16 protein-coding genes are annotated in these 21240 nt (G+C 41.7%); 9 read left to right on the top strand and 7 right to left on the bottom strand.

Translation table 11 applies throughout. The annotated features are described in order from the left end of the window. Nucleotides 1–153: 153 nt before the first annotated feature. Nucleotides 154–981: a DUF2797 domain-containing protein gene (locus tag A6E03_RS00395; protein WP_065593120.1), complete on the top strand. Its 828-nt coding sequence runs from the start codon at nucleotides 154–156 to the stop codon at nucleotides 979–981. Nucleotides 982–1086: 105 nt separating this feature from the next. On the opposite strand, the gene fecE is transcribed toward A6E03_RS00395, so the two are convergent. The 6 genes from fecE to A6E03_RS00365 all read right to left on the bottom strand — a co-directional run bounded on the left by fecE (nucleotide 1087) and on the right by A6E03_RS00365 (nucleotide 9093). Next, nucleotides 1087–1851 carry a Fe(3+) dicitrate ABC transporter ATP-binding protein FecE gene (gene fecE, locus A6E03_RS00390; RefSeq protein WP_065599934.1) on the bottom strand — a complete coding sequence of 255 codons (765 nt, stop codon included), beginning with the start codon at nucleotides 1849–1851 and terminating at the stop codon, nucleotides 1087–1089. A 2-nt stretch (nucleotides 1852–1853) separates the two neighbouring features. Then, complete coding sequence (locus A6E03_RS00385; protein WP_065593122.1) at nucleotides 1854–2825, bottom strand: iron ABC transporter permease; 972 nt, start codon at nucleotides 2823–2825, stop codon at nucleotides 1854–1856. Further along, nucleotides 2825–3874: an iron ABC transporter permease gene (locus A6E03_RS00380; RefSeq protein WP_065593123.1), complete on the bottom strand. Its 1050-nt coding sequence runs from the start codon at nucleotides 3872–3874 to the stop codon at nucleotides 2825–2827. The genes A6E03_RS00385 and A6E03_RS00380 overlap by 1 nt, the downstream gene beginning before the upstream one ends. After that, a complete protein-coding gene (locus tag A6E03_RS00375) occupies nucleotides 3871–4794 on the bottom strand; it encodes a Fe(3+) dicitrate ABC transporter substrate-binding protein (RefSeq protein WP_065593124.1) in 924 nt (307 codons plus the stop codon). Before A6E03_RS00375 ends, A6E03_RS00380 begins: the two co-directional genes overlap by 4 nt. Before the next feature lie 87 nt (nucleotides 4795–4881). Continuing rightward, nucleotides 4882–7017, bottom strand: coding sequence for a TonB-dependent siderophore receptor (locus tag A6E03_RS00370; RefSeq protein WP_065593125.1), 2136 nt, complete (start codon nucleotides 7015–7017; stop codon nucleotides 4882–4884). Between the two features lie 39 nt (nucleotides 7018–7056). Next, nucleotides 7057–9093 (bottom strand): TonB-dependent siderophore receptor, encoded by a 2037-nt coding sequence (locus A6E03_RS00365; protein WP_045102245.1) that lies wholly within the window; start codon nucleotides 9091–9093, stop codon nucleotides 7057–7059. A 237-nt stretch (nucleotides 9094–9330) separates the two neighbouring features. Between A6E03_RS00365 and A6E03_RS00360 the strand changes: the two genes are divergently transcribed. The 7 genes from A6E03_RS00360 to ylqF all read left to right on the top strand — a co-directional run bounded on the left by A6E03_RS00360 (nucleotide 9331) and on the right by ylqF (nucleotide 18015). Further along, nucleotides 9331–10542 carry an acetyl-CoA carboxylase biotin carboxylase subunit family protein gene (locus A6E03_RS00360; RefSeq protein ID WP_065599933.1) on the top strand — a complete coding sequence of 404 codons (1212 nt, stop codon included), beginning with the start codon at nucleotides 9331–9333 and terminating at the stop codon, nucleotides 10540–10542. Beyond that, nucleotides 10539–12350 (top strand): IucA/IucC family protein, encoded by a 1812-nt coding sequence (locus A6E03_RS00355; protein ID WP_065593127.1) that lies wholly within the window; start codon nucleotides 10539–10541, stop codon nucleotides 12348–12350. The genes A6E03_RS00360 and A6E03_RS00355 overlap by 4 nt, the downstream gene beginning before the upstream one ends. A gap of 6 nt (nucleotides 12351–12356) precedes the next feature. After that, a complete protein-coding gene (locus tag A6E03_RS00350) occupies nucleotides 12357–13556 on the top strand; it encodes an MFS transporter (protein WP_065593128.1) in 1200 nt (399 codons plus the stop codon). Further along, nucleotides 13528–15393: an IucA/IucC family siderophore biosynthesis protein gene (locus tag A6E03_RS00345; RefSeq protein ID WP_065599932.1), complete on the top strand. Its 1866-nt coding sequence runs from the start codon at nucleotides 13528–13530 to the stop codon at nucleotides 15391–15393. Before A6E03_RS00350 ends, A6E03_RS00345 begins: the two co-directional genes overlap by 29 nt. After that, nucleotides 15386–16615, top strand: a complete 1230-nt coding sequence (locus A6E03_RS00340) for a type III PLP-dependent enzyme (protein ID WP_065599931.1) — start codon at nucleotides 15386–15388, stop codon at nucleotides 16613–16615. Before A6E03_RS00345 ends, A6E03_RS00340 begins: the two co-directional genes overlap by 8 nt. Nucleotides 16616–16835: 220 nt before the next feature. Next, a complete protein-coding gene (locus A6E03_RS19750) occupies nucleotides 16836–17015 on the top strand; it encodes an EAL domain-containing protein (protein WP_083190284.1) in 180 nt (59 codons plus the stop codon). A 64-nt stretch (nucleotides 17016–17079) separates the two neighbouring features. After that, nucleotides 17080–18015 (top strand): ribosome biogenesis GTPase YlqF, encoded by a 936-nt coding sequence (gene ylqF, locus A6E03_RS00335; RefSeq protein ID WP_065599930.1) that lies wholly within the window; start codon nucleotides 17080–17082, stop codon nucleotides 18013–18015. A gap of 71 nt (nucleotides 18016–18086) precedes the next feature. Here the strand turns inward: ylqF and A6E03_RS00330 are convergent, their stop codons facing one another. Next, the gene (locus tag A6E03_RS00330; protein WP_065599929.1) at nucleotides 18087–19046 is read right to left on the bottom strand and encodes a GTP-binding protein; all 960 of its coding nucleotides are present in this window, start codon (nucleotides 19044–19046) and stop codon (nucleotides 18087–18089) included. 213 nt (nucleotides 19047–19259) lie between these two features. Between A6E03_RS00330 and A6E03_RS00325 the strand changes: the two genes are divergently transcribed. Beyond that, entirely contained in the window at nucleotides 19260–21086 is a 1827-nt protein-coding gene (locus A6E03_RS00325) for an ABC transporter ATP-binding protein (protein WP_065593133.1), read from the top strand. Nucleotides 21087–21240: the final 154 nt, after the last annotated feature.

Raw genomic sequence — 21240 nt, 5'->3', positions numbered from 1 at the left:
GCATATAAATCTTCATTTGAACGGCTATGCTTAATTGAACTAAAGAACTAAATTCAGAGAGAATTGCTTAGGTATATACTCTCCCACCACTTTGCTACAATATAATTAACAAATAAAAATCCTAACCTAATAAAAAGAAAGTAGAAAAAGTCTATGAGCATTCAAATTACTGGAACACTAGCAAAAATGCGAGCATCACTGCTTGATGGTGAAGTTCAATATCGTTTACCTGTCGGTGATGAAGAAATTGAACTTAACGCCTTCATTGGTAAAACGCTCACCCTAACTCATACGGGCAATATCTTTTGTTGCTCTTGTGGAAAAAAAACCAAGAAAAGCTATTCACAAGGTCACTGTTTTGTTTGCATGAGAAAATTAGCAAGTTGTGATATGTGCATAATGAAACCTGAAACCTGTCATTTTGCAGAAGGCACTTGCCGTGAGCCTCAATGGGGAGAAGATAACTGTTTTGTAGATCATTACGTTTATTTATCAAACACATCAAGTTTAAAAGTTGGTATTACTCGCCATACACAAATCCCGACTCGCTGGATTGATCAAGGGGCTACGCAGGGCTTACCTATCGCTAAAGTTAAAAACCGCTTAATTTCAGGTTTGGTTGAAATTGAATTAGCCAAGCTGATTGCAGATAAAACCAATTGGCGCACACTTCTAAAAGGTAATAATGAACCACTTGCTCTAAAAGAAGCAGCATTAGAACTATTACCACAAATTGAAGACGCGATAGCTAAAATTCAAGCAGAGCACGGTAACGATTCCGTTGAACTACTGGACGAAAACATTCTAGATATTACCTTCCCTGTTAACGAGTTTCCCGTCAAAATAGTCAGTCATAACTTTGATAAGAACCCTGAAGTTACGGGTGTATTAAATGGCATTAAAGGCCAATATCTTCTGTTTGATACCGGAGTGATTAATATTCGCAAATTCGGGTCTTATGAAGTAACAGTGACAGCGTAACTTTCAAGTCAGTCCGGTTGTACTTATCTTTTCTGTGAGGGTAAGTACAACTCAAACGTGATTCACGTCGTATAACGATTATTCATTACCGATAATTAGCCAAAACTAAATCGCCACACACATCGGCGTATTTGAAATAGGGTCACGAAATACACGAGCTTTGAGATCGAAAACAGAACTGAGCATATTTTCTGTCAGCACCTGATCGGGTGATCCTTCGGTAGCGAGGCGTCCTTGGTCTAAGACGACTAAGTGATCGCAGTATCGGCACGCTTGATTGAGATCATGTAGTACAACAACCACCGTTTTTCCTTTGGCATTCATCTGCTGCATCAAATTCATTAATTCAACTTGGTGCGACATATCAAGGTAGGTTGTTGGTTCATCGAGCATCACAACATCCGTATCTTGCGCTATCACCATCGCAATCCATGCTCTTTGACGTTGACCACCAGACAGTGATTCTACGGGTTTATCTGCAAACTCAAATACGCCTGTATCGCGCATCGCTTGTTCGACAATTAATTGATCTTCTTGCCCTAATCTTCCCCAGTGAGATACATAAGGAGAGCGACCATACTCGACCAATTTTCTTACTGTAATTCCCTCCGGATTTATCAATATTTGTGGTAAGAGTGACAACGAGCGTGCGAGTATTTTATCACCATAGGTAGATAACGATTTATTTTCAAACAGTACATCTCCTGCTATTGGTTTATTAATTCTAACCAAGGTTTTTAGCAAGGTGGATTTACCACATCCATTTGGTCCAATTAAGGCGGTAATTTTTCCCTTAGGAATTGAAACCGAAAGGTTCGGTATAATTGTTTGTTTGCCGTACGCGACGGAAAGGTTCTGTGTTTCAAGCATGGTTACCAACCTCGATAACGATAAATAAGAAAGATGAAATAAGGCGCGCCAATCACAGAGGTAAGTACACCAGCAGGCAGTTCAATCGGTGGTTGTAATCCTCTTGCCAGTCCGTCAGCACAAGTCACTAGAATCGCGCCTAACAATGCAGAGCTAGGGACCAATAATTTATGATTGTGTCCAAATAATAAACGAGCTAAATGAGGAGCTAATAAACCCACAAAACTGATCGTCCCTGCAACCGAAACACTGATACTGGCAAGTAATACTGCGGCCAACAACGCGAAAGCCTGTATCTGTTTTGGTTTAGTACCAAGTGTTGTCGCACTTTCTTCCCCAAGTCCCATCACATCCAAACGCCAAGCCAACCAAAACGCGATTGGCAATAGCAAGAGTAATGCACTCCAAATAAAGGGCACTTGTTGCCAGTTTCGCCCCCAAAGGCTACCTGTTAGCCATACCATCGCCGTGTTGATCTCAATGGGATTAGTGACAAGTAAGAAGTCGATGCTACTAGCAAGAAATGCACTCACTGCAATACCAATTAACGCTAATTTTGCAGGGGTTGGTTTTGTCCACCATGCCAGTGCTGCAATCAGCACAGCGGCGAAAACCCCACCGAACATTGCAATCAGAGGAAGCATACTAACTGGTGCATTAGGAAACAAAACTAAACTCGCTGTCGCGGCAAGTCCAGCTCCTGCACTGATACCCATTAGATCAGGGGATGCTAGCGGATTACGTATCACTCCTTGAACTAATACGCCAGAGAGCCCTAACCCTGCTCCCACACCAATGGCAAGCAACATACGTGGAAATCGGTATTGATGAATAATAAAATCGTCATTGGAAAATGTTATTAAATGTTCAACAACTTGAGATACAGAAAGTGAAGCTGCACCAATAAACAAACCTGTGGATGCCACTATCACTAGCACTCCAAACAACAAGAGAATCTTCGTCTGGCGAATCATCATGACCTCCTCGTCGCAATCAAAATAAAACAAGGCGTTCCAAGCAAGGCGGTAATAACACCAACCGGCGTTTCAGTTGGAAAAGCAATTGCTCGTGATAACGCATCTGACCATGCCACCAACGCTGCGCCAACCAATGCGGAAATTGGAATAAGTAAATGGTAATTATGACCCACTATAGGCCTAACAAGATGAGGGACTAATAAACCCACAAAACCAATAGGCCCAGCAATAGCAACACTCGAACCAGCAAGTAGCACAATAGTCATTCCGCTAACAATACGAGTAAGCCAAATGTTGCTCCCCAATCCAACGGCAACTTCTTCTCCAAGAGCCAACAAATTAAGGTTACGAGCAAGACTCATTGCTAATATCAAACCAATCAATACTGGCGGCCAAAGCTGCTGCCATTGTTCAGAGTTCACACTAGACAATGAGCCTGTAAGCCAGTGCAACACGCTATAAGCCATATCATCAGCAAGGATCAGTGCCGCTCGCGTTAAACTAACAAGTAATGCGCTGATGGCAATACCAGCCAGAATCAAACGTAAAGGATGTGAACGAGAAGAAAAAAATCCCCCGAGAAGCATCACGGTAACACCACTTAATAACGCACCACAAACGGCATTAAGGATTGGATTGATTGCACTAACCAAAGGTATACCAATTGCGGCTAACGCCATAAAACAAGCGGCACCAGCGTTAATCCCGAGAATCGAAGGAGACGCGAGCGGGTTACGCGTTAATCCCTGCATCAATAACCCCGAAACAGCCAAACTCGCCCCAATCAATAATCCTGCGTAAGCTCTTGGCGCTCTTAATGTCGCTAAGATTTGATGAGTCATATTACTTTCATCAAACGTAAACCAGTACTGAATCAAATCATTAAACGTTAGCGAGAAATTAGACCACCCCAACATAGAAGCCATGTAACCAGAGAGCGCTAGGCTCGATACCAGCATCGTAAACAAGAGCCCTCGCCACTGAAGTATCGACTGACGTTGGTTCTTAATATCAAGTTTACTACCAGAAAGCAGCAAAGAGCTCATGATCGATCCAAAATCTGCTCAAGATTTCGAGCTATTTGCTCAGCAGCCAACATACCTCGATTCAATGACCAAAGCTCTGGTGAAACCTCGACAAGTTGTTTCTTTTTCTCCGATGTTAGTGCATTAAATAGCGAATTTTTTCGCCAATCGTCGACAATATTCGGATGAGAATAAGCCCCTAGAAGTAGCCAATCTGGGTTGGTTTTCAGTAATAACTCAAAACTGGTTGGTAAATACGCTTTTTCTGTTGATGCAACAAGTGGACTGGCAATGCCCAATGCGGTGAGCACTCCTCCTGCGTAAGAGGCAGGGCTATGTAACCACATACCTTTGTCCGACACCACCGCAAATTGGATGGTTTCCTTAAGGGAAAAATGACTTTTGAAGTCAGCCATCGCCTGTTGATGCTGTTGAATTCTCAGCTCCATCTCTGATTGCCTATCAACAGCTATTCCAATCTTGAGTGCGGACTTCAAATTCTCTTGATAAGTCTCACCTCGGCTTTTTAACAGTAGTGTAGGCGCGATGCGTTGTAAATCTTGATAGACCGTACGATGGCGCTCAGCATCAGCAATGATCAGCTCGGGCTTTAATACTGCAATGGCTTCTAAGCTCGGTTGAGAACGCATACCAACCGATTTCCATGGTTGAATCAATTCACGCACCGCAGGAATCACTCGCGAAGCATCATTGTCGTCAGCCACACCAACAGGAGAAACCCCCACAGCAGCTAAGGCATCCACAAATGAAAATTCCAACACGACAATACGTTGTGGCGTTGTGGCGATCTCAAACTGACCTTGCTCGTCTTGTATTACTCGCGAGCTTGCTGAACTCGAAAATGAGAGCAAGCTGAAAAATAATGAAGTGAAAATTACCACCAATCCGTTCAATGACAAGAATCGAGAATTGTTTTTCATATTTAATTTTCCTTAACACTAAAGCGGTTAAAGTCACCAATTATTATTGGCGACTTTTATTTATATTTAGTTTCAATTAGTTACGCTCTAAAACTGGTAATTTAGATCCAAAGTGTAAGATCGTCCTGGAGCGGGATAACGACCTACAGGGCTAGTATCAATACCACGGAAATAGTAATCCTCATCAAGCAGGTTGTTCACCGCGACATTCATGCGTAGCTTGCCATTTTCATCCTTATATAAATCGGAACCTAGATTGAAATTCCATACCATGTAGGCAGGTACTTTACCTTTCGCACCCGTTGCATCCTCAGCGCTTGTGTTCGCATTATCAGAGTAAGCCTCACTGAAATAGTAACCAGATAGCGTAGTGTCTACCCCCATAAAGGCGTAAGTTGCATCCCAATTCAGTTGGTGTTTAGATGTGTAAGGAAGTTGATTGCCTTTATTTGTGCCATCTTCTTCCATAGTCGCATCCAAGTAGTTATAGCTAGCACCTAAGCTCAGAGCTTGAAGTTTTTGGGGAATATAACGACCAGAAATTTCAATACCTTGGTGAAGCGTTTTACCAATATTATCAAAAGTTTGCGTCGCACTTTGCCATTGCAACTGATCTTTAAAATCAATGCGATAAAGTGCTGCACTAAAACTGGTTGAATCTTGATTGTAACGAGCACCCAGTTCATAGTTCCATGCCAGTTCACTGCCCTTTTCACCTAAACCACGGATATAAGCAATTTGTGGTGCACGCAAAGACTTCTGTGCGTTAACATAACCGACCCATTGTTCCGTTAGATGGTACGCCACCGTTAAACCCGGCAACCATTCTGTTACCTTATTATCTGTACTCTGCGCTTTACCCAGATCATCGAATTTCATATCAACTGACTCGTAGCGGATGCCCGGCGTTACCTTTAATGCATCATTAAATAGGCCAATTTCATTGCTGATGTAACCTGCAAAAGCATCGGTATCAAGATGCCAATCACGAGGTACACTTGTCGCACCACCCGCAATTGGAGTTTGAGTCAGCTTGTAATCGATATTTTCATTGACGTAGCGCGCACCCACAATTAAGTTTTGCGTCACTGTGTTGCTGTCAAAGTACATCGCTAATTTAGGTTCTACACCATAAACGGTAAACTCACGCGGTGAAGTACGAATATCGGTTGAGGGTAATGCTGGATCCGCCCAATGACCACCCGCGCCATTAAACCCCCATTGGAAGAATCGTTCAGAATTATGACCAAATGTCAGCACTTCCAATTCAGCGCTATCCGCAATATTCAAGTCTTGCAGGTATTTCACGCTCCAACGCGTTGATGAGCCTTGGTACTCGTCATAAGGTCGTTTTGATTGAGTTCGATCATTCTTATAATCTTCTGGTGATAGCGCTCCTGGCATTTGCGTGTCGGCATCATAGCGCTGAATGAAAGCTTGTAGTTCCTGAGTATCACTCATCAGCCATTGCACTTTAGCTTGGAAGTTTTTTACCTCAGTATCAGAGTGTTCACGGAAACTTTCGCCTTTTAAAAAGTTACCTTCTAGTTGTAATGCAAGCGTATCTGTTAACCAACCACCGGTGCGCAAATAAAAATCGTTAAGTGGTGTATCACCATCTTCAAATACAGTGAGGCGATTACTGATTTCAGTTTCCCAAGAGTTTGGGATAGGCTTTGTCACCAAGTTGATCACACCACCAACGTTGTTCGGTCCGTACTGTACGGCAGCACCGCCACGTACAATATCTATTCGGTCAAGCATAGACAGTGTTGCAGGGAAAATCGACTGTCCGGGGTGACCATAAGGTGCCAACGTTAGTGGGACACCATCCATTAGAAATTGAGCATGACCACTGCGGCTTGCTTTTAAGCCGCGCACCGAGATGTTAGGTAGAACACCCGTGCCAGTTTCATCTTGAACTTTAATTCCAGGAACGCTTTGAAATGCTGAATCAATAGAGCGCGCAGCGGTCTTTTTAATTTGCTCATTAGTAAGAACAGTACGAGCTCCCGGATACTCTTTCACATCCTCGACTTCTGAGTTATCGATTAAACTCGCAGTCACGACAATCGTTTCCATAGTTGTCGTTTTAGGTTCTGATGCAGCGAATGCATTCATGGAAGTTACTGATGCGATGGCTGCCGCAAGTACACTCAGGCGCAGCTTAAATTGTACTTGGGGTTGTATTTGAAGTTTACCGTCCAAATTCTGGTAAAACATGAAAATCTCCTATATATAAGCAGGTTAAGGGCAATGATTTTAGAACTGGTATCCGTAACTAAGCATGAATTCTGCTGGCGCACCGTAACCGATCTGATTCAAACCAGACTTGCCATTCGTCGCACCCAGAATATATTCCTCATTCAACACGTTATAAGCATTCGCTTGGATTTTGTGACGGCCTGTAGTGTATGCTGCCATCAAATCGACGGTGGTGTAATCGCCTAAAGCTACAGCTTCATCATTACCCGCATAACGGTCACCTACGTATTTCACACCACCACCCAATCGCCAGTTGTCACCTAATTGATAAGTACTCCAAAGTGAGAACAGGTGATCAGAAACATCATTCGGTTTTTTACCTGTTTCTTTATCTTCCGCATCTAGGTAGCTGTATCCCACCGAAATATCCCACTTATCTGTAAACTGACCGCGCGCTTCCAACTCAATACCTTGATGACGGGCTTCAATCTTGTTGATAACATCTCCGTCCACATTGGTTTGTGGTTGTTCTTGATCAATTTGGAAGATCGCTGCGTTTAACATCAACGCATCGTCTAATAAGTAAGCTTTTGCGCCCACTTCTTTCAGATCGGTATGGAAAAACTCTGCTAATTTAGGATTAATATAAATGCCAGAGTAAGGTAGCTGCCATGAACGAGCCATGCTTGCGTACACTGACATATCATCGTTGAGGCGGTAGACCAACCCTGCACGGTAACTCATTTTGTTATCGTCTAAGTTCTCTTTTGCTGCTCCCGCTTTTTGCTGTTCAAGATCCATAGAGTCGTAGCGAACATTACCAATTACAGAAAGATCCCCAAAGGTGTAAACATCTTGAATATAAACGCCAGTCGTCGTTGTCGTATTATCACGGAAAGGTTTAAAACCCGGATCAGGCGTTGGACCAACGACAGGATCGTAAATATCTTTCGGCGGAAGCGTTTTATCACTTGCCAATGTGAGATCGATATTAATTTGATTATAATCGGCACCGATCATCATTTGGTTAGATTCTGTTTCCCAAACTAATTCCGATTGCACCGTCGTAGTGGTACGAGGGTCATAGCCAAAATTGTTAACGGTTTGAGAAACTTTATCTCCTGTTACTGTGCCCTGACGTGTGCCTTTTTGCTCTAATTCGATATGGCTATAGGATGCACGGTTTGTCCATATCCAATTATTACTCAATTGCCACTCGTAATTAACCGCAAGTCGAATATTGTCCGATTCTTGATAATCGTTCGTTCCACCAAAGAAAGTACTGCTCGAAACATCGACAGGCTTACCGTTTTTCGATGGTACACCACGATATGGCACCAACTCTTGATGCGCGTATTCAACATCTAAATCAATAACATGACCTTCAGCAGGCAATACTCGAATAGTAGGAGCAATAAAAAAGTCATTAGAGTCAACATGGTCGACATAAGAGTCCGCTTGTCGATATTCCACGTTGATCCGACCATTGACCTTATCTGTAATTGCCATTGAGTTATCGATCTGCCCAACAAATTGACTATTACTGCCAACGCTGCCGTTAACGCTGGTAAAATTATCGCCGTTAGCCCGCTTAGTCACCAAGTTAATAATGCCTCCAGCAGAGCCTCGGCCATAAAGTGCACCCGCAGGGCCTTTTACCACTTCAACGCGTTCGATATTAGCCAGGCTACGATATGATTGCAGCGTCCCGTCATCACGCATGCCATCGCGATACATGTCGTTAAGCGCATCAAAACCACGAATCACAAATTGGTCTCGGCTCCCTTCACCTAAGGTATTATTTACCCCAGCCACACCATCAAGAGCATCGACTAAACGCACTGCACCGCGGTCTTGTATTTCTGTCTTAGTAACCACAGAGACGGCTTGCGGCACATCTAACCACTCGACATCCGTTTTCGTTCCCGATTGCGGCATATGTTCGGCGTAACCTTCATATTGATGACCAATAACTAGCATCGTTTCATTCGTGGTTACCTCTTCTGCCGCCAACACATTAGGAGTCACGACTGTTGCGGCCAATGCAGCTCCAATAGCCAAAGTAAGAGGAGATAAAGTCAATTTCATGTTCATTTCTAATTCCATTTCAGTTTATAAAACACCACCAATACGCGAATGAAAACAAATATCATTTGTATTTGCAACTATTAATTTTATGTCTTATATTGATTTCCCTTATAAATCAGAGTGTGAAATTAATGACAATATAATCAATAAGATAAAATAATAATTACAAATTCTTACCAAAAATTTGAGTAAATACTGATTGTATTCAGGCAGTAACAACGTTAGGAAAACTAGGAAAACCCCATGAAATCAACAATGATAATCGTAAGTCATGTCGTGAATGATGCCATCATCCACGGCTTCGTACCCGTAGCAAAAGCGATGGGCCTTCACGTCGTTTTGATCACCGATCATAAGCTCAGCCATTTAAAATTGGCCAGTGAAGATAACCAATTCAACCCTGATACCGTTCTGGAATGTGATGTATTCAATCCGCTTGAACTCATAGAGATCATTACCGAAAATGGTCTGAAACCAGATGCCATTTTTAGCAACAGCGACTACCTGCAAACCTCCACGGCTATCTGTGGTCAATTTTTTGATGTACCCGCAAAAGATTGGACCGTCACATTAAAAGCGAAGAACAAACATTTAACCCGCCAAGTATTAAGCGAAAAATCTCTGCCCAACACTCAGAGTGCGCTGTTACATCGAGATACCGTGCTTGAACTTGAATTGACCTTCCCTGTCGTAGCTAAACCTAAAGAAGGTGTCGCTAGCATAGATGTTCAGCGCTGCAACAATAAAGCTGAACTAGACAACTATTGCGATGCGTTTTGGCAAAAACACTCCACGACCCCGATCTTAATAGAAGAATTTCTACAAGGACCTCTTATTACGGTAGAAACCTTGGGCGATGGCGAGCAACTGATTGCTCTAGGTGGATTCGATGTAGAGCTTTCGGCTCCTCCTTATTTCATAGAGACTGCGGCTAGTTGGAATGGACCCAATAGCATTCAATATCGTGATGAGTGTGTGAATCAGCTTCAAACATTTGGCGTTGGTTTTGGCATTTGCCATAGCGAATTCATCATTACTGAATTGGGTCCAGTATTAGTCGAAATTAACTATCGCAGTATTGGCGATGGGCGAGAGTTCTTACTCGATAACCTCAGCAGTGGAAATTGGTTCTCCACCATCTTAAATCTTCATCTTGGTAATAAAATTGATCGGGCATTCCACATAAATGGTAGTGCACATATACATTACGTGGTGGCAGAACAAGACGGAATTATTGAAGGTACATCAACCTCTTTCACTCACCAAGAGGGCGATATCGTCACTCAGCAGCAAGTGCTTAAACAGGCGGGAGATACTTTCCGACAAAGCTTCTCCAACAAAGATTACTTAGCAAGAATTTCAATCGTGTCTCCTTCTGAGCAATCCTTAGAATTTACACGCCAACAAGCAATATCTAGCTTTAATCTCACATCAGTCAGCGAGGTGACAGCATGAACGACAACGCTTTATACCTAACTCAACGCTTAATCGACACTTGCCTACGTGAAGACCTCTTTGAATTAGTGTCTCGAAGTAGATTTAACACTGAGATCCCAAGTAAGCTCAATATCTCTTCCTATCCTCGCGCGCAAATATGGCTCAATTTTACGGGTTTGAATTTTACACTCTACTTACCCGTCACTCCGAGTTATTACATGCAAAGATGGGTATACGGACAACCAGATGGTTCTGGCGGTAATGGTTGGTTTATCGAGAGAAATGACCGTGTTGAGCAGCAACAGGATTACCATGATTGGATTGAATTACTAAAAGAAAGTGCTGACAAAAGCTCTCACTCGTTGCTAGATAGCTACTTACAAGAACTCGAATGCGCAGAGAAACACAAAGGTATGTGTGATGAAGCCTTCTCTCTACATTCTCAATCACTCATGCAGCCTATCTCGCGTCTGGATCGTTGGGAACAAAAGCTCTTACGTGCTGATCAAATTGCGTCCTACCTCGATCACCCTTACTACCCAACAGCTCGCGCTAAGTTTGGTTTGAGCGATCAAGACCTCAAAGAGTACGCACCAGAGTTTGCACAAAGCTTTACTCTTCGTTGGCTTGCGATTGAAAAGTCACTCGTTACTTTGACCTGCCCACAACCGGAATGCTGGCCGACAATGGAACAAGTGGGAATTCCAGAAGATTTTTCTCTGAGCCATGAACTATTCCCTGCGCATCCACTAACGCTGCAAAGTCTCTCCTCTTTACCAGAAGGTGTCATTGAAGCACCTCTGGCGTACCTTGATGTCACTCCGACCCTATCCGTACGTACCGTAGTCGTAAAACAAGCACCACATATCCACATCAAAGTGCCATTGATCATGCGCTCATTGGGTACCAAAAACATCCGATTAATCAAGCCATCCACGCTCTATGATGGTCACTGGTTTGAACGCTTGCTAACACACTTAGAACAAAATGATAAAGATTTACACGGCTCGTTTTTTCATTGCAATGAGAAGCACGGCGGCCACGTTGGAGACGATAAAACCTTCGCTTACATCGTACGTGAATATCCACTGAGCCACTTCCAAGACAAAGCGTTGGTGCCAGTTGCTGCTCTTGCCAGTCCAATGCCTGATGGCCGTTTATTCTTAGAGCATCTTTCCGATCAGTATTATCAACACGACACACTGGCTTGGTTTAAGGATTATGTTGACCTGTTGTGCAAAGTACACCTCACGTTGTGGATCCGCTACGGCATCGCCTTGGAATCGAATCAACAAAACGCCATCATCGCCTTTGATAAACAAGGTAAGATGACCTTAGCTATGAAAGATAATGATGCCGCACGTATTTGGCCAGATCGTTTCCAAGCGTTTGAGCAGCACTCTCCTGTAAAGTGCGACCAACTACTAGATCATCGCATCATAGTAGACAACGAACTGGCTCTTGGTCAGATGTTTACCACTATTACTTTGCAATTAGACATAGCTGCAATTGTGGAGGCAATGGCTGAGAAAGGAATTACATCTTCGGCTTCGCTATATGCAACGGTCGCAAACAGTCTTTCACAACAACTTTACCAGTTAGGTAACCAAGAGCACGACATCACACTCGCACACAAGATGTTATTTGACTCCCCAAACCTGTACGCCAAGTATTTATTAAGTTCGGGCAGCTTATTATCAAAAGAAGCATCTGGCGCAAGCGATATCAATAAATTTTATGGTTTGTCGGCACCAAATTTCTTGCTGCTTACCAGTGAAGAAGCACAACACGCTTATCTTGAAACCATCAAGCAGAGCGTGAGTTAATTCATCATGACCAAACTCATCTATTGCGTGCTGCTCTGCCACTTTATTGCGGCGTTTGCAGCCTTGGGAATGCCTCTGTTTTTACCGATGGTTTTACCGACACTTGACGCGAATATTGATACCGATTGGGCGGGGATATTATTTATTCTACCAACCTTTTGCACTGCTGTGGCGGCTCGTTTTTGGGGACAATTTGCTGATAAATATGGCAGACGTCGCTCTTTATTGCGTGCTCAACTCGGACTTGCAACAGGTTTCGCACTGTGTGGTTTAGCAGATAACCTAACGATGTTTGTGTTTGGTCTTGTCGTTCAAGGAACCTTTGGTGGCACCATGGCTGCCTCAAATAGCTATTTATCTAGCCAAATTCAAGATGTAAAAACACTGGGTAAGTCACTAAATAAGACTCAGCTTTCTGCCCGTTTAGCGTTAATCATTGCACCGATTGGGTTAGGTTGGAGTTTATCAGAAACCAACCCACTTAACGCCTATCTTTGGCTCTCCGCTTTGCCTTTATTGGCACTAGCGATCACCTTAACACTGCCAGCCGATCACCTTGCAAAAAGAAAAACTAAAAAAGACCAATCATCTAATGAAGAGCAATGCACTCAAGTTCAACCATTAAGTGCCCTTTATTGGGTATTCGGTGCACAATTTAGTTTTGCTTTTGCCATGGTAGTCACGTTCCCTTATTTCTCACCTTATGTGCAGCAATACGGCGTGACAAATCAAGCATGGATTGGTTTTTTATACGCTCTACCACATGGTATCTACTTGATCTTTGCTTGGAAAGTTCATCTGTTCTCAGAATTGATTAATCGACACCATCCACAGTGTATTTTGTGGCTAGGGTTTATCTTGCTGTCATTCAGCGCGGCAATGCATCTGATTTCTTATCAAGAAATGTTGATTGTTGCTCGCATTGTCTTTGGCCTTGGCATGGTCTGCTGCTATCACGGCTTACACCAAGCTTTAGCAAACCAAATTGATCGACGACAAAGCGGAAAAGTGTTTTCACGCTTTGATGCCATGTCTAAATGGGGCGGAGTTGGAGCAGGGTTAAGTGCATCTTTCGTCTCAAGTTTAGGTTGGCTTGAGGTTCCTTTCTTACTTTCTACGTTGGTCAGTGGCGGTACCGTTATTGCACTGATCATCCATTCTAAATTTGGACATAAAAATGTTATTCACTCAATTACTTCCGACTGAACATTCAGCTAAAAACACAGAACTTTTAAGCCGTAAAAAAATGCTTTTCAATCGTGAAAAAGCCCAAATCAATACTATTATGGGTGTGGTTAACTGCTATTTACGTGAATACGCGATACCGAAAAATCAAGTCGATTGGCACTTTAGCTCAGCCTCTCTGCCTCAGACTCTGAAAAAAAACTATTGTGCTCATCAACGTGTAGCTATTCACTTACCTCACCAAAACCAATCTCAGAAGAATGGTTTGTTGGTTTTACCCGTTGAGTACATCAGCAAACTGGGAAAAGTAAAACTCAGTGATACACCTTGGGCTAAAATGCCCGGCACAACTTGGTGCAAGCTGGATGCAACGCAAACTCTGACACTTCTACTCAATTATCTAAAACAAGTGTTAGTGATTCCATTCAATCACGAGTTAGTCGAACAAATGGAAAACAGTTTGTTGATCACCGAACAGTTTCTCAACTTAGGCAATACCTCTCAGTATCACAATGCGTTTATCGCATCAGAACAATCATTGCTGTGGGGGCATACTTTTCATCCCACGCCAAAGAGTCGCTCAGGCATCAGTATCGATGATTTACTCTCTTGCTCCCCTGAGGTTGGAGCTAAAGTTCCTCTGTATTGGTTTGAAGTCGATACCGCGCTGCTCGATGTCTTGAGCTCAGACAATCGAACTTCACCACAAAAAATGCTGGAGAAACTCGCACCAGAAAAGAGTCATTCTGCGGCAACCATGCTTTACCCCTGCCACCCTTGGGAAAATTACACCCTTTTACAAAATCCTGCGGTCAAACGAGCTATCGAACAAGGGAGAATTACTCCTCTGGGTTTAGGTGGTGAAAAGCTCTTACCCACCTCATCGGTACGCACTCTTTATCACCCTGATATGGATTGGTTCGCTAAATTTTCTATCAACGTACGTTTGACTAACTGTGTACGTAAAAATGCATGGTATGAACTCGATAGTGCGGTTCAATTAACCTCGATTCTTCATCCAATAAAAGAAAGCGAACAGCTACACAACCCTGTATTTAAAGTAATGACAGAACCTTACGCCACCACATTAAATCTAGAGTCTATCGCGGAGCAACAACATAGCGATATCATAAAAGCTCGTGAATCATTTGGTATTTTATATAGAGAAAACTTCACCTTGGGTGAAACTGATATCTTGCAACCGACTTTAGCCGGATCCCTCTTTGCCTACGACAAAGACGGAAACAGTTGCATCGCTACTCAACTCAAACATAAGGCAAAATCAACACAAAACCAGTATGAAAGTTTGGCAACATTGTGGTTCGAGCGCTATTTACATTATTTGATCCCGGGTATATTTAACTACTACTTTAAGCATGGTGTGGCGTTTGAACCTCATTTACAAAATACGTTGATTGGTTTTGAAAAAGATATGCCATGCTGTGTATGGATTCGAGACTTAGAAGGCACCAAATTACTGCCAGAGTTTTGGTCGCCAGAGACTCTACATCAACTATCTGATTGTGCTCGTCAATCTGTTTACTACAGCCGTGAACAAGGCTGGAATCGTATCGGTTACTGCACTTTCATTAACAACATTAGTGAAGCTATTTTCTTTATCGCAGAGGGGAATTCAGTACTTGAAGAGGCATTATGGGAAGCATTAAAAGACGCCATTACTCGCTGGCAGTCAATCAATGGTAAACAACCCGAATTGATTGCATTACTCAATGGTGGCTACTTCCCAAGTAAAAATAACTTCACAACACGTTTGATGAAAAATGCCGATAAAGAATCTGGCTACACTCTAGTTTCGGTGCCCTGGACAACAAAAAAGCAAGGAGGTTCTCATGCCTAATTCTCGCCTGCTCCCTACACATATTCAGCAAGAAGTTCAGCGACTGGCAGAACAACAAATGCAACCACTGTGTGCTTATCTGTATGACCTTAACGCATTAGAACTGCATATCAAACAGATGCGCCATGTCTTACCGAAAAACGTTGAGCTGTTTTATGCCGCGAAAGCGAACCCTTCTGCGCCAATATTACGAACTCTAGCTCCTTATGTGGATGGTTTTGAAGCGGCGTCAGGTGGAGAGCTTACTCACCTACACCAACAACAACTCAACCAACCACTAATTTTTGGTGGTCCGGGAAAAATGCCAAGTGAATTAAAACAAGCGATAGAACTCAATGTTGATGCAATTCATGTAGAAAGCCTCACAGAGTTACAACGCATTGGTATACTGACGAAGGAGTTAAATCGCCCTGCCTCGATCTTCCTACGTATGAATATCGACATTGGTGATATCACACTTAGTAAATTAGCCATGGGCGGAAAACCGACCCCGTTTGGTTTAGATGAGAATGAGTTAAACAATGCGCTGATATACTTACGTGATTTCCCCTTAATAAAGCTAAAAGGTTTCCACTTCCATTTGATGTCACACCAACTTGACGTCAAACGCCACCTCGCCTTAATGCAACGTTATTTCCAAGTGGTGAACTCTTGGAAAAATACATTTTCACTCGATGAACTGACAATTAATCTCGGCGGGGGAATGGGGATCAATTATCAAGATCCTAAACAGCATTTTCCATGGATGGAGTTTTGTGACAAATTGGAATTGTTGATTGCCAAAGAACAACTACAAGATTGGACACTGCGTTTTGAGTGTGGACGCTACATCTCTGCATCTTGTGGCTACTACGTAATGGAAGTGCTAGATATTAAACAAAATCTTGGCGAGAATTTTGTGATCGCACGCGGCGGTACTCATCACTTTCGCACGCCCGCAGCACAAAACCATGATCACCCTTTTTCGATTGTGGAAAGTAACCTGCAACCCGAAATTTCACATTCGATAAGTCATACTACGGCTACGCTGGTTGGTCAGCTATGTACACCAAAAGATGTCCTAGCACGAAATCAATATATTGAGCATATCGACATCGGTGATTATGTGATCTTTTCTCTAGCAGGAGCTTACGCCTGGAATATTTCACACCAAAAATTTTTAATGCACGAGCCTCCTGTGTTCCATTTTATTGAACGCTCCTCTATGCTCCATGATTTTTAACATCGAAAAATCCACTGGAACTGAGTTAAAGACAACTTAAATGAAAAAGGCGTTAATAAACTCAAGTCAATTAACGCCTTATATAAAATGAATATTGCATAACGATCTAATTATACATGATAGATCAAAAAGAACTTATTGAGGTAGATATTCCAATGGAACATCTTTAGCATACAGCTATTAGTTGTAACTAGATAATCTTAAGTATGAAAATGGCGATATTGAACCTATTCTTTCTGCAATCTCCCTAGCCAGAAATCAAAATGCATTGATTGTTATTGAAGGCGTTGAAACCGCCAAACAATATGAAGATATGAAATTACTCGGTATTGATTATTTTCAAGGCTTTTTATTGGGTAAACCTTTGCCATTACAACAACAAAATCACCAAGCTGCGTAACTTCCCTTTACTCTTTTGACTTTGCCGTTAAAATAGCGTTTTTGATTTTTAAAGGATTCACGCTATGTCCATCCAATGGTTCCCTGGTCACATGCATAAAGCTCAAAAAGAGATCGCTGAAGTGATCCCTAAAATGGATGTGATCATCGAAGTACTTGATGCTCGTATCCCTTTCAGTAGTGAGAATCCAATGATCGCCTCTCTACGTCAAGACAAGCCTTGTATTAAAGTTTTGAACAAGCGTGATTTAGCCGATCCTGAAGCGACTCAACTTTGGATTGAACACCTTGAGAAAGAGCAAGGCGTCACAGCAATGGCAGTGACAACCAGCAACCCCGATGAAATCCATAAGATTATGGAAAGATGTCGTAAATTGGTTCCGCACCGTGAAGCCATGGGAAAAAACGTTCGTACCATGATTATGGGTATTCCCAATGTTGGCAAATCAACCATCATTAATACGTTAGCAGGACGTATGATTGCGGTAACCGGTAACCAACCAGCAGTAACTCGTCGTCAGCAACGTATTAATTTGCAAAATGGGGTTGTTCTTTCTGATACTCCTGGCATTTTATGGCCTAAAGTTGAAAATCCACACAGTGGTTTCCGTCTTGCTGCGACTGGTGCTGTAAAAGATACAGCAATGGATTACGATGAAGTCGCTTTCTATACTGTTGAGTACTTAGCAAAACAATATCCAGAGCGTTTAAAAGAACGCTACAACTTGGATGAATTACCAGATAATGATTTAGAACTAATGGAAGCGATTGGTCGTAGCCGTGGTTGTTTACAAACTGGTGGGCGAATTAATATCTATAAAGCGTCTGAAATTCTTCTTCATGAACTTCGTTCGGGCACATTAGGTCAATTAACTCTGGAACTTCCAGAAATGATCCCAGCAGAACTTGAAGCGGTTGAAGTTGCAGCTGCGCTTAAAGTTGAGCAACAAATTAAGAAAAAAGAAGAACGTCGTAAGCGTTACTTAAAAAACAAACGTTAATTCTTTTTTAACTCATAAATAAAAAGAGAGGCTACCCTAAGTTAGTCTCTCTTTTTTTGCTCACTTACCTATTACTCTTCAATAAGTAAACTCAATAGCACTTCTTCTAATTGATCCCAAGGTAATAACTGAGTATCGATTACCTCTAATTTTGATTCCATTCCATCAATACTCAATAAATTGACTGAAACGACACCATTAGCGACATTAAATGCATAAAACCCTTTGTTAGTATTAATTACAGCTTTAACACGTTCAGCAGTAAGTGCCGATAACATTGAAAACAATTCATCAAAATCAAATACAGATTCAGCCCCAAAGAACCAACCACAACTGACATAACCCTGCCCTTTATTTTCTTTACGATAGAATTTTTGTCCCGGCTCTAACACCATTTCAACTGCATGGTGGTGGTGATGCTCTTCAATCGTTATTTCAACTGTACGATTTTCATCTAGCCAATGTAAAGGCAGCTCACCATGATTAATGGTGGTGAATTTAGGCTGGTGTGGTAATGATTTTGCCCATGAAGAGAATAAACATTCATCATACTCTGACGCAATATCCATCTTAGTCGCAACAACCACATCAGAGATACTTAACTGGTCATTAAAATTCTGATTGCTTGTGTATTTTTCGTTGGACAGATTACGGGGATCAACAAGACCAATGGTTGATTTCAAATCAATGTATTTTTCGTAATGCTCAGATTGAATAATCGCTATGATTTTCTTGGGATGACCTAACCCTGTAGGTTCAATAATCAAACGGTCTGGCTTTTGACGTAATAATGCATTAATACCAACAGACATCGGTAAACCGGCAGTACAACACATGCAACCACCCGGAACCTCTTTTACCATCGCTCCGCTTTCTGTTAGAAAAGCACCATCGATACCGACTTCACCAAATTCATTCACTAAAACAGCCCAAGACTCACCTTCTGGCTTATTTTTTAATAGTTGTAAAATAGTGGTCGTCTTCCCGACACCAAGAAAACCCGTGATGATATTGGTTGGTATTTTTTTCATAACAATGCTCGCAATTAATAAAAACCTTTTGATGATACCTCTACTGCGTCTCATCACGCTAATTATTTAGGTAAACTTATTGATAATGTATAAAATAAATTACATAAATCTGGCTTTTGAGTTATGTTAAAACCATATAGAAATACTCTGTTATTTCTCGCCAAACCCACTTTAACAATAATTTAAACAATATAATAATTAAAGGCTTAATGTATGTTTAACTTCTTTGAGCGGATAACTACCGCTTTCCCTGAACAAGAACCAGAACAACCACCAAAAGGGTTGTATGCTTTTTGTCGCCATTACACCAAAGGGTTCGGAGTTCCTTTAATCGGCATGTCAGCACTTAGTGCTATCATCGCCATGGTTGAAGTCTCTCTTTTTGGGTTTATGGGACAATTAGTTGATTGGTTATCCACTCATGACAGAGAGACCTTTTTAGCACAGGAAGGACAAACCTTAATGTGGTTGGGTATTCTTGTTGTTATTGGAATGCCAATTTTAATCTTGATCCATTCATTAATTACACACCAAACGTTATTGGGTAATTATCCAATGGCTATTCGCTGGCAAGCGCATCGATACCTTTTAAAACAAAGTGTTTCTTTTTATTCAGATGATTTTGCTGGTCGTATTGCAACAAAAGTCATGCAAACTTCATTAGCGGTCCGTGAAACCGTAATGAAGCTACTTGATGTCCTTATCTATATCTCAGTTTATTTTACCTCCATGATTGTGATGGTCGGAAAAGCAGATTGGCGTCTTATGTTGCCTATGCTTGTTTGGCTTGCGGCATACATTGCGATTCAGTTTTACTTTGTTCCTAGAATGAAAGCCGTTTCAGAGAAGCAGGCCGATGCTCGTTCTACAATGACAGGACGCATTGTTGACAGTTACACCAACATCAATACGATCAAATTGTTTAGCCATAGTAAGCGTGAAACTGAATACGCAAAAGAAGGCATGGACGATTTTTTAGTGACGGTTCATAAACAAATGCGCTTAGCAACTGGCATTAATATCTCTGTAGAGATCATTAACTACTTATTGGTTTTCTCAATTACTGCAGTTTCTATCATGCTGTGGATTGATAATGAGCTATCTGTTGGTGCTATTGCGATTGCGATCAGTTTAGCGTTACGTATCAATGGTATGTCTCATTGGATCATGTGGGAAATAAGTTCTCTATTTGAAAACCTAGGTACGGTGACAGATGGAATGAATACTTTATCCAAACCAATTACCATTAATGATAAACCCGATGCCACAGAGCTTTCTGTTAAACATGGAAATATTCAATTTAAGAATGTTAACTTCCATTATGGCGAGAACAAGGGAATTATCAATAATCTAAATCTTGATATAAAACCAGGAGAAAAAATAGGTCTAGTGGGACGTTCTGGTGCTGGTAAATCAACATTAGTAAACTTGTTGCTTCGTTTCCATGATATTGAATCAGGGTCTATTTCTATTGATGGTCATGATCTTAGAGATGTAACTCAAGATTCATTACGCAGCCAAATAGGCATGGTAAGTCAAGACACCTCCCTATTACACCGTTCAATCAGAGAAAATATCAAATACGGTCGACCTGACGCAAGTGATGAAGCGTTATTTATGGCAACCAAACAAGCTCAAGCTCACGAGTTTATCGAAACATTAACCGACTCAAATGGTAAAAAAGGCTACGATGCACAAGTCGGTGAGCGTGGAGTAAAACTGTCCGGTGGTCAGCGTCAACGTATTGCTATATCTCGAGTTCTACTCAAAGATGCTCCGTTATTAATTTTAGATGAAGCAACCTCAGCCTTAGATTCCGAAGTTGAAGCGGCAATTCAAGATAGCCTTGATGAGCTAATGGAAGGAAAAACCGTTATCGCCATTGCTCACAGACTATCAACTATTGCGGCAATGGACAGACTATTGGTGATGGATCAAGGTAAAGTCGTAGAACAAGGCACACATAAAGAGTTAGTTCAATTGGGCGGTATCTATGCTCAACTATGGAACCATCAAACCGGCGGTTTTATTAGTGATTAAGTCATAACTTTATAAATGAAGACACAATCTGATTTTTCTTTTTGTGTTTTCATTTTATAAGTATTACTTTTGCGAAAATGATTGATAAGATTCTGATTTATTGTAGATAATTCTTATTTTATCCACTACATTATGTGTATATATTCTCAAAAGG

The organism is Aliivibrio sp. 1S128 (assembly GCF_001691065.1).
Classification (GTDB): Bacteria; Pseudomonadota; Gammaproteobacteria; order Enterobacterales; family Vibrionaceae; genus Aliivibrio.
The sequence above is the reverse complement of the archived record's forward strand: the minus strand, read 5'-3'. Positions and strand labels throughout refer to the sequence as shown.

What these genes read in the sequence shown, in the direction of transcription:
- A6E03_RS00395 (WP_065593120.1), top strand. Translation starts at nt 154, where the DNA reads ATGAGCATTCAAATTACTGGAACACTAGCAAAAATGCGAGCATCACTG.
- fecE (WP_065599934.1), bottom strand. Translation starts at nt 1,851, where the DNA reads ATGCTTGAAACACAGAACCTTTCCGTCGCGTACGGCAAACAAACAATT.
- A6E03_RS00385 (WP_065593122.1), bottom strand. Translation starts at nt 2,825, where the DNA reads ATGATTCGCCAGACGAAGATTCTCTTGTTGTTTGGAGTGCTAGTGATA.
- A6E03_RS00380 (WP_065593123.1), bottom strand. Translation starts at nt 3,874, where the DNA reads ATGAGCTCTTTGCTGCTTTCTGGTAGTAAACTTGATATTAAGAACCAA.
- A6E03_RS00375 (WP_065593124.1), bottom strand. Translation starts at nt 4,794, where the DNA reads ATGAAAAACAATTCTCGATTCTTGTCATTGAACGGATTGGTGGTAATT.
- A6E03_RS00370 (WP_065593125.1), bottom strand. Translation starts at nt 7,017, where the DNA reads ATGTTTTACCAGAATTTGGACGGTAAACTTCAAATACAACCCCAAGTA.
- A6E03_RS00365 (WP_045102245.1), bottom strand. Translation starts at nt 9,093, where the DNA reads ATGAACATGAAATTGACTTTATCTCCTCTTACTTTGGCTATTGGAGCT.
- A6E03_RS00360 (WP_065599933.1), top strand. Translation starts at nt 9,331, where the DNA reads ATGAAATCAACAATGATAATCGTAAGTCATGTCGTGAATGATGCCATC.
- A6E03_RS00355 (WP_065593127.1), top strand. Translation starts at nt 10,539, where the DNA reads ATGAACGACAACGCTTTATACCTAACTCAACGCTTAATCGACACTTGC.
- A6E03_RS00350 (WP_065593128.1), top strand. Translation starts at nt 12,357, where the DNA reads ATGACCAAACTCATCTATTGCGTGCTGCTCTGCCACTTTATTGCGGCG.
- A6E03_RS00345 (WP_065599932.1), top strand. Translation starts at nt 13,528, where the DNA reads ATGTTATTCACTCAATTACTTCCGACTGAACATTCAGCTAAAAACACA.
- A6E03_RS00340 (WP_065599931.1), top strand. Translation starts at nt 15,386, where the DNA reads ATGCCTAATTCTCGCCTGCTCCCTACACATATTCAGCAAGAAGTTCAG.
- ylqF (WP_065599930.1), top strand. Translation starts at nt 17,080, where the DNA reads ATGTCCATCCAATGGTTCCCTGGTCACATGCATAAAGCTCAAAAAGAG.
- A6E03_RS00330 (WP_065599929.1), bottom strand. Translation starts at nt 19,046, where the DNA reads ATGAAAAAAATACCAACCAATATCATCACGGGTTTTCTTGGTGTCGGG.
- A6E03_RS00325 (WP_065593133.1), top strand. Translation starts at nt 19,260, where the DNA reads ATGTTTAACTTCTTTGAGCGGATAACTACCGCTTTCCCTGAACAAGAA.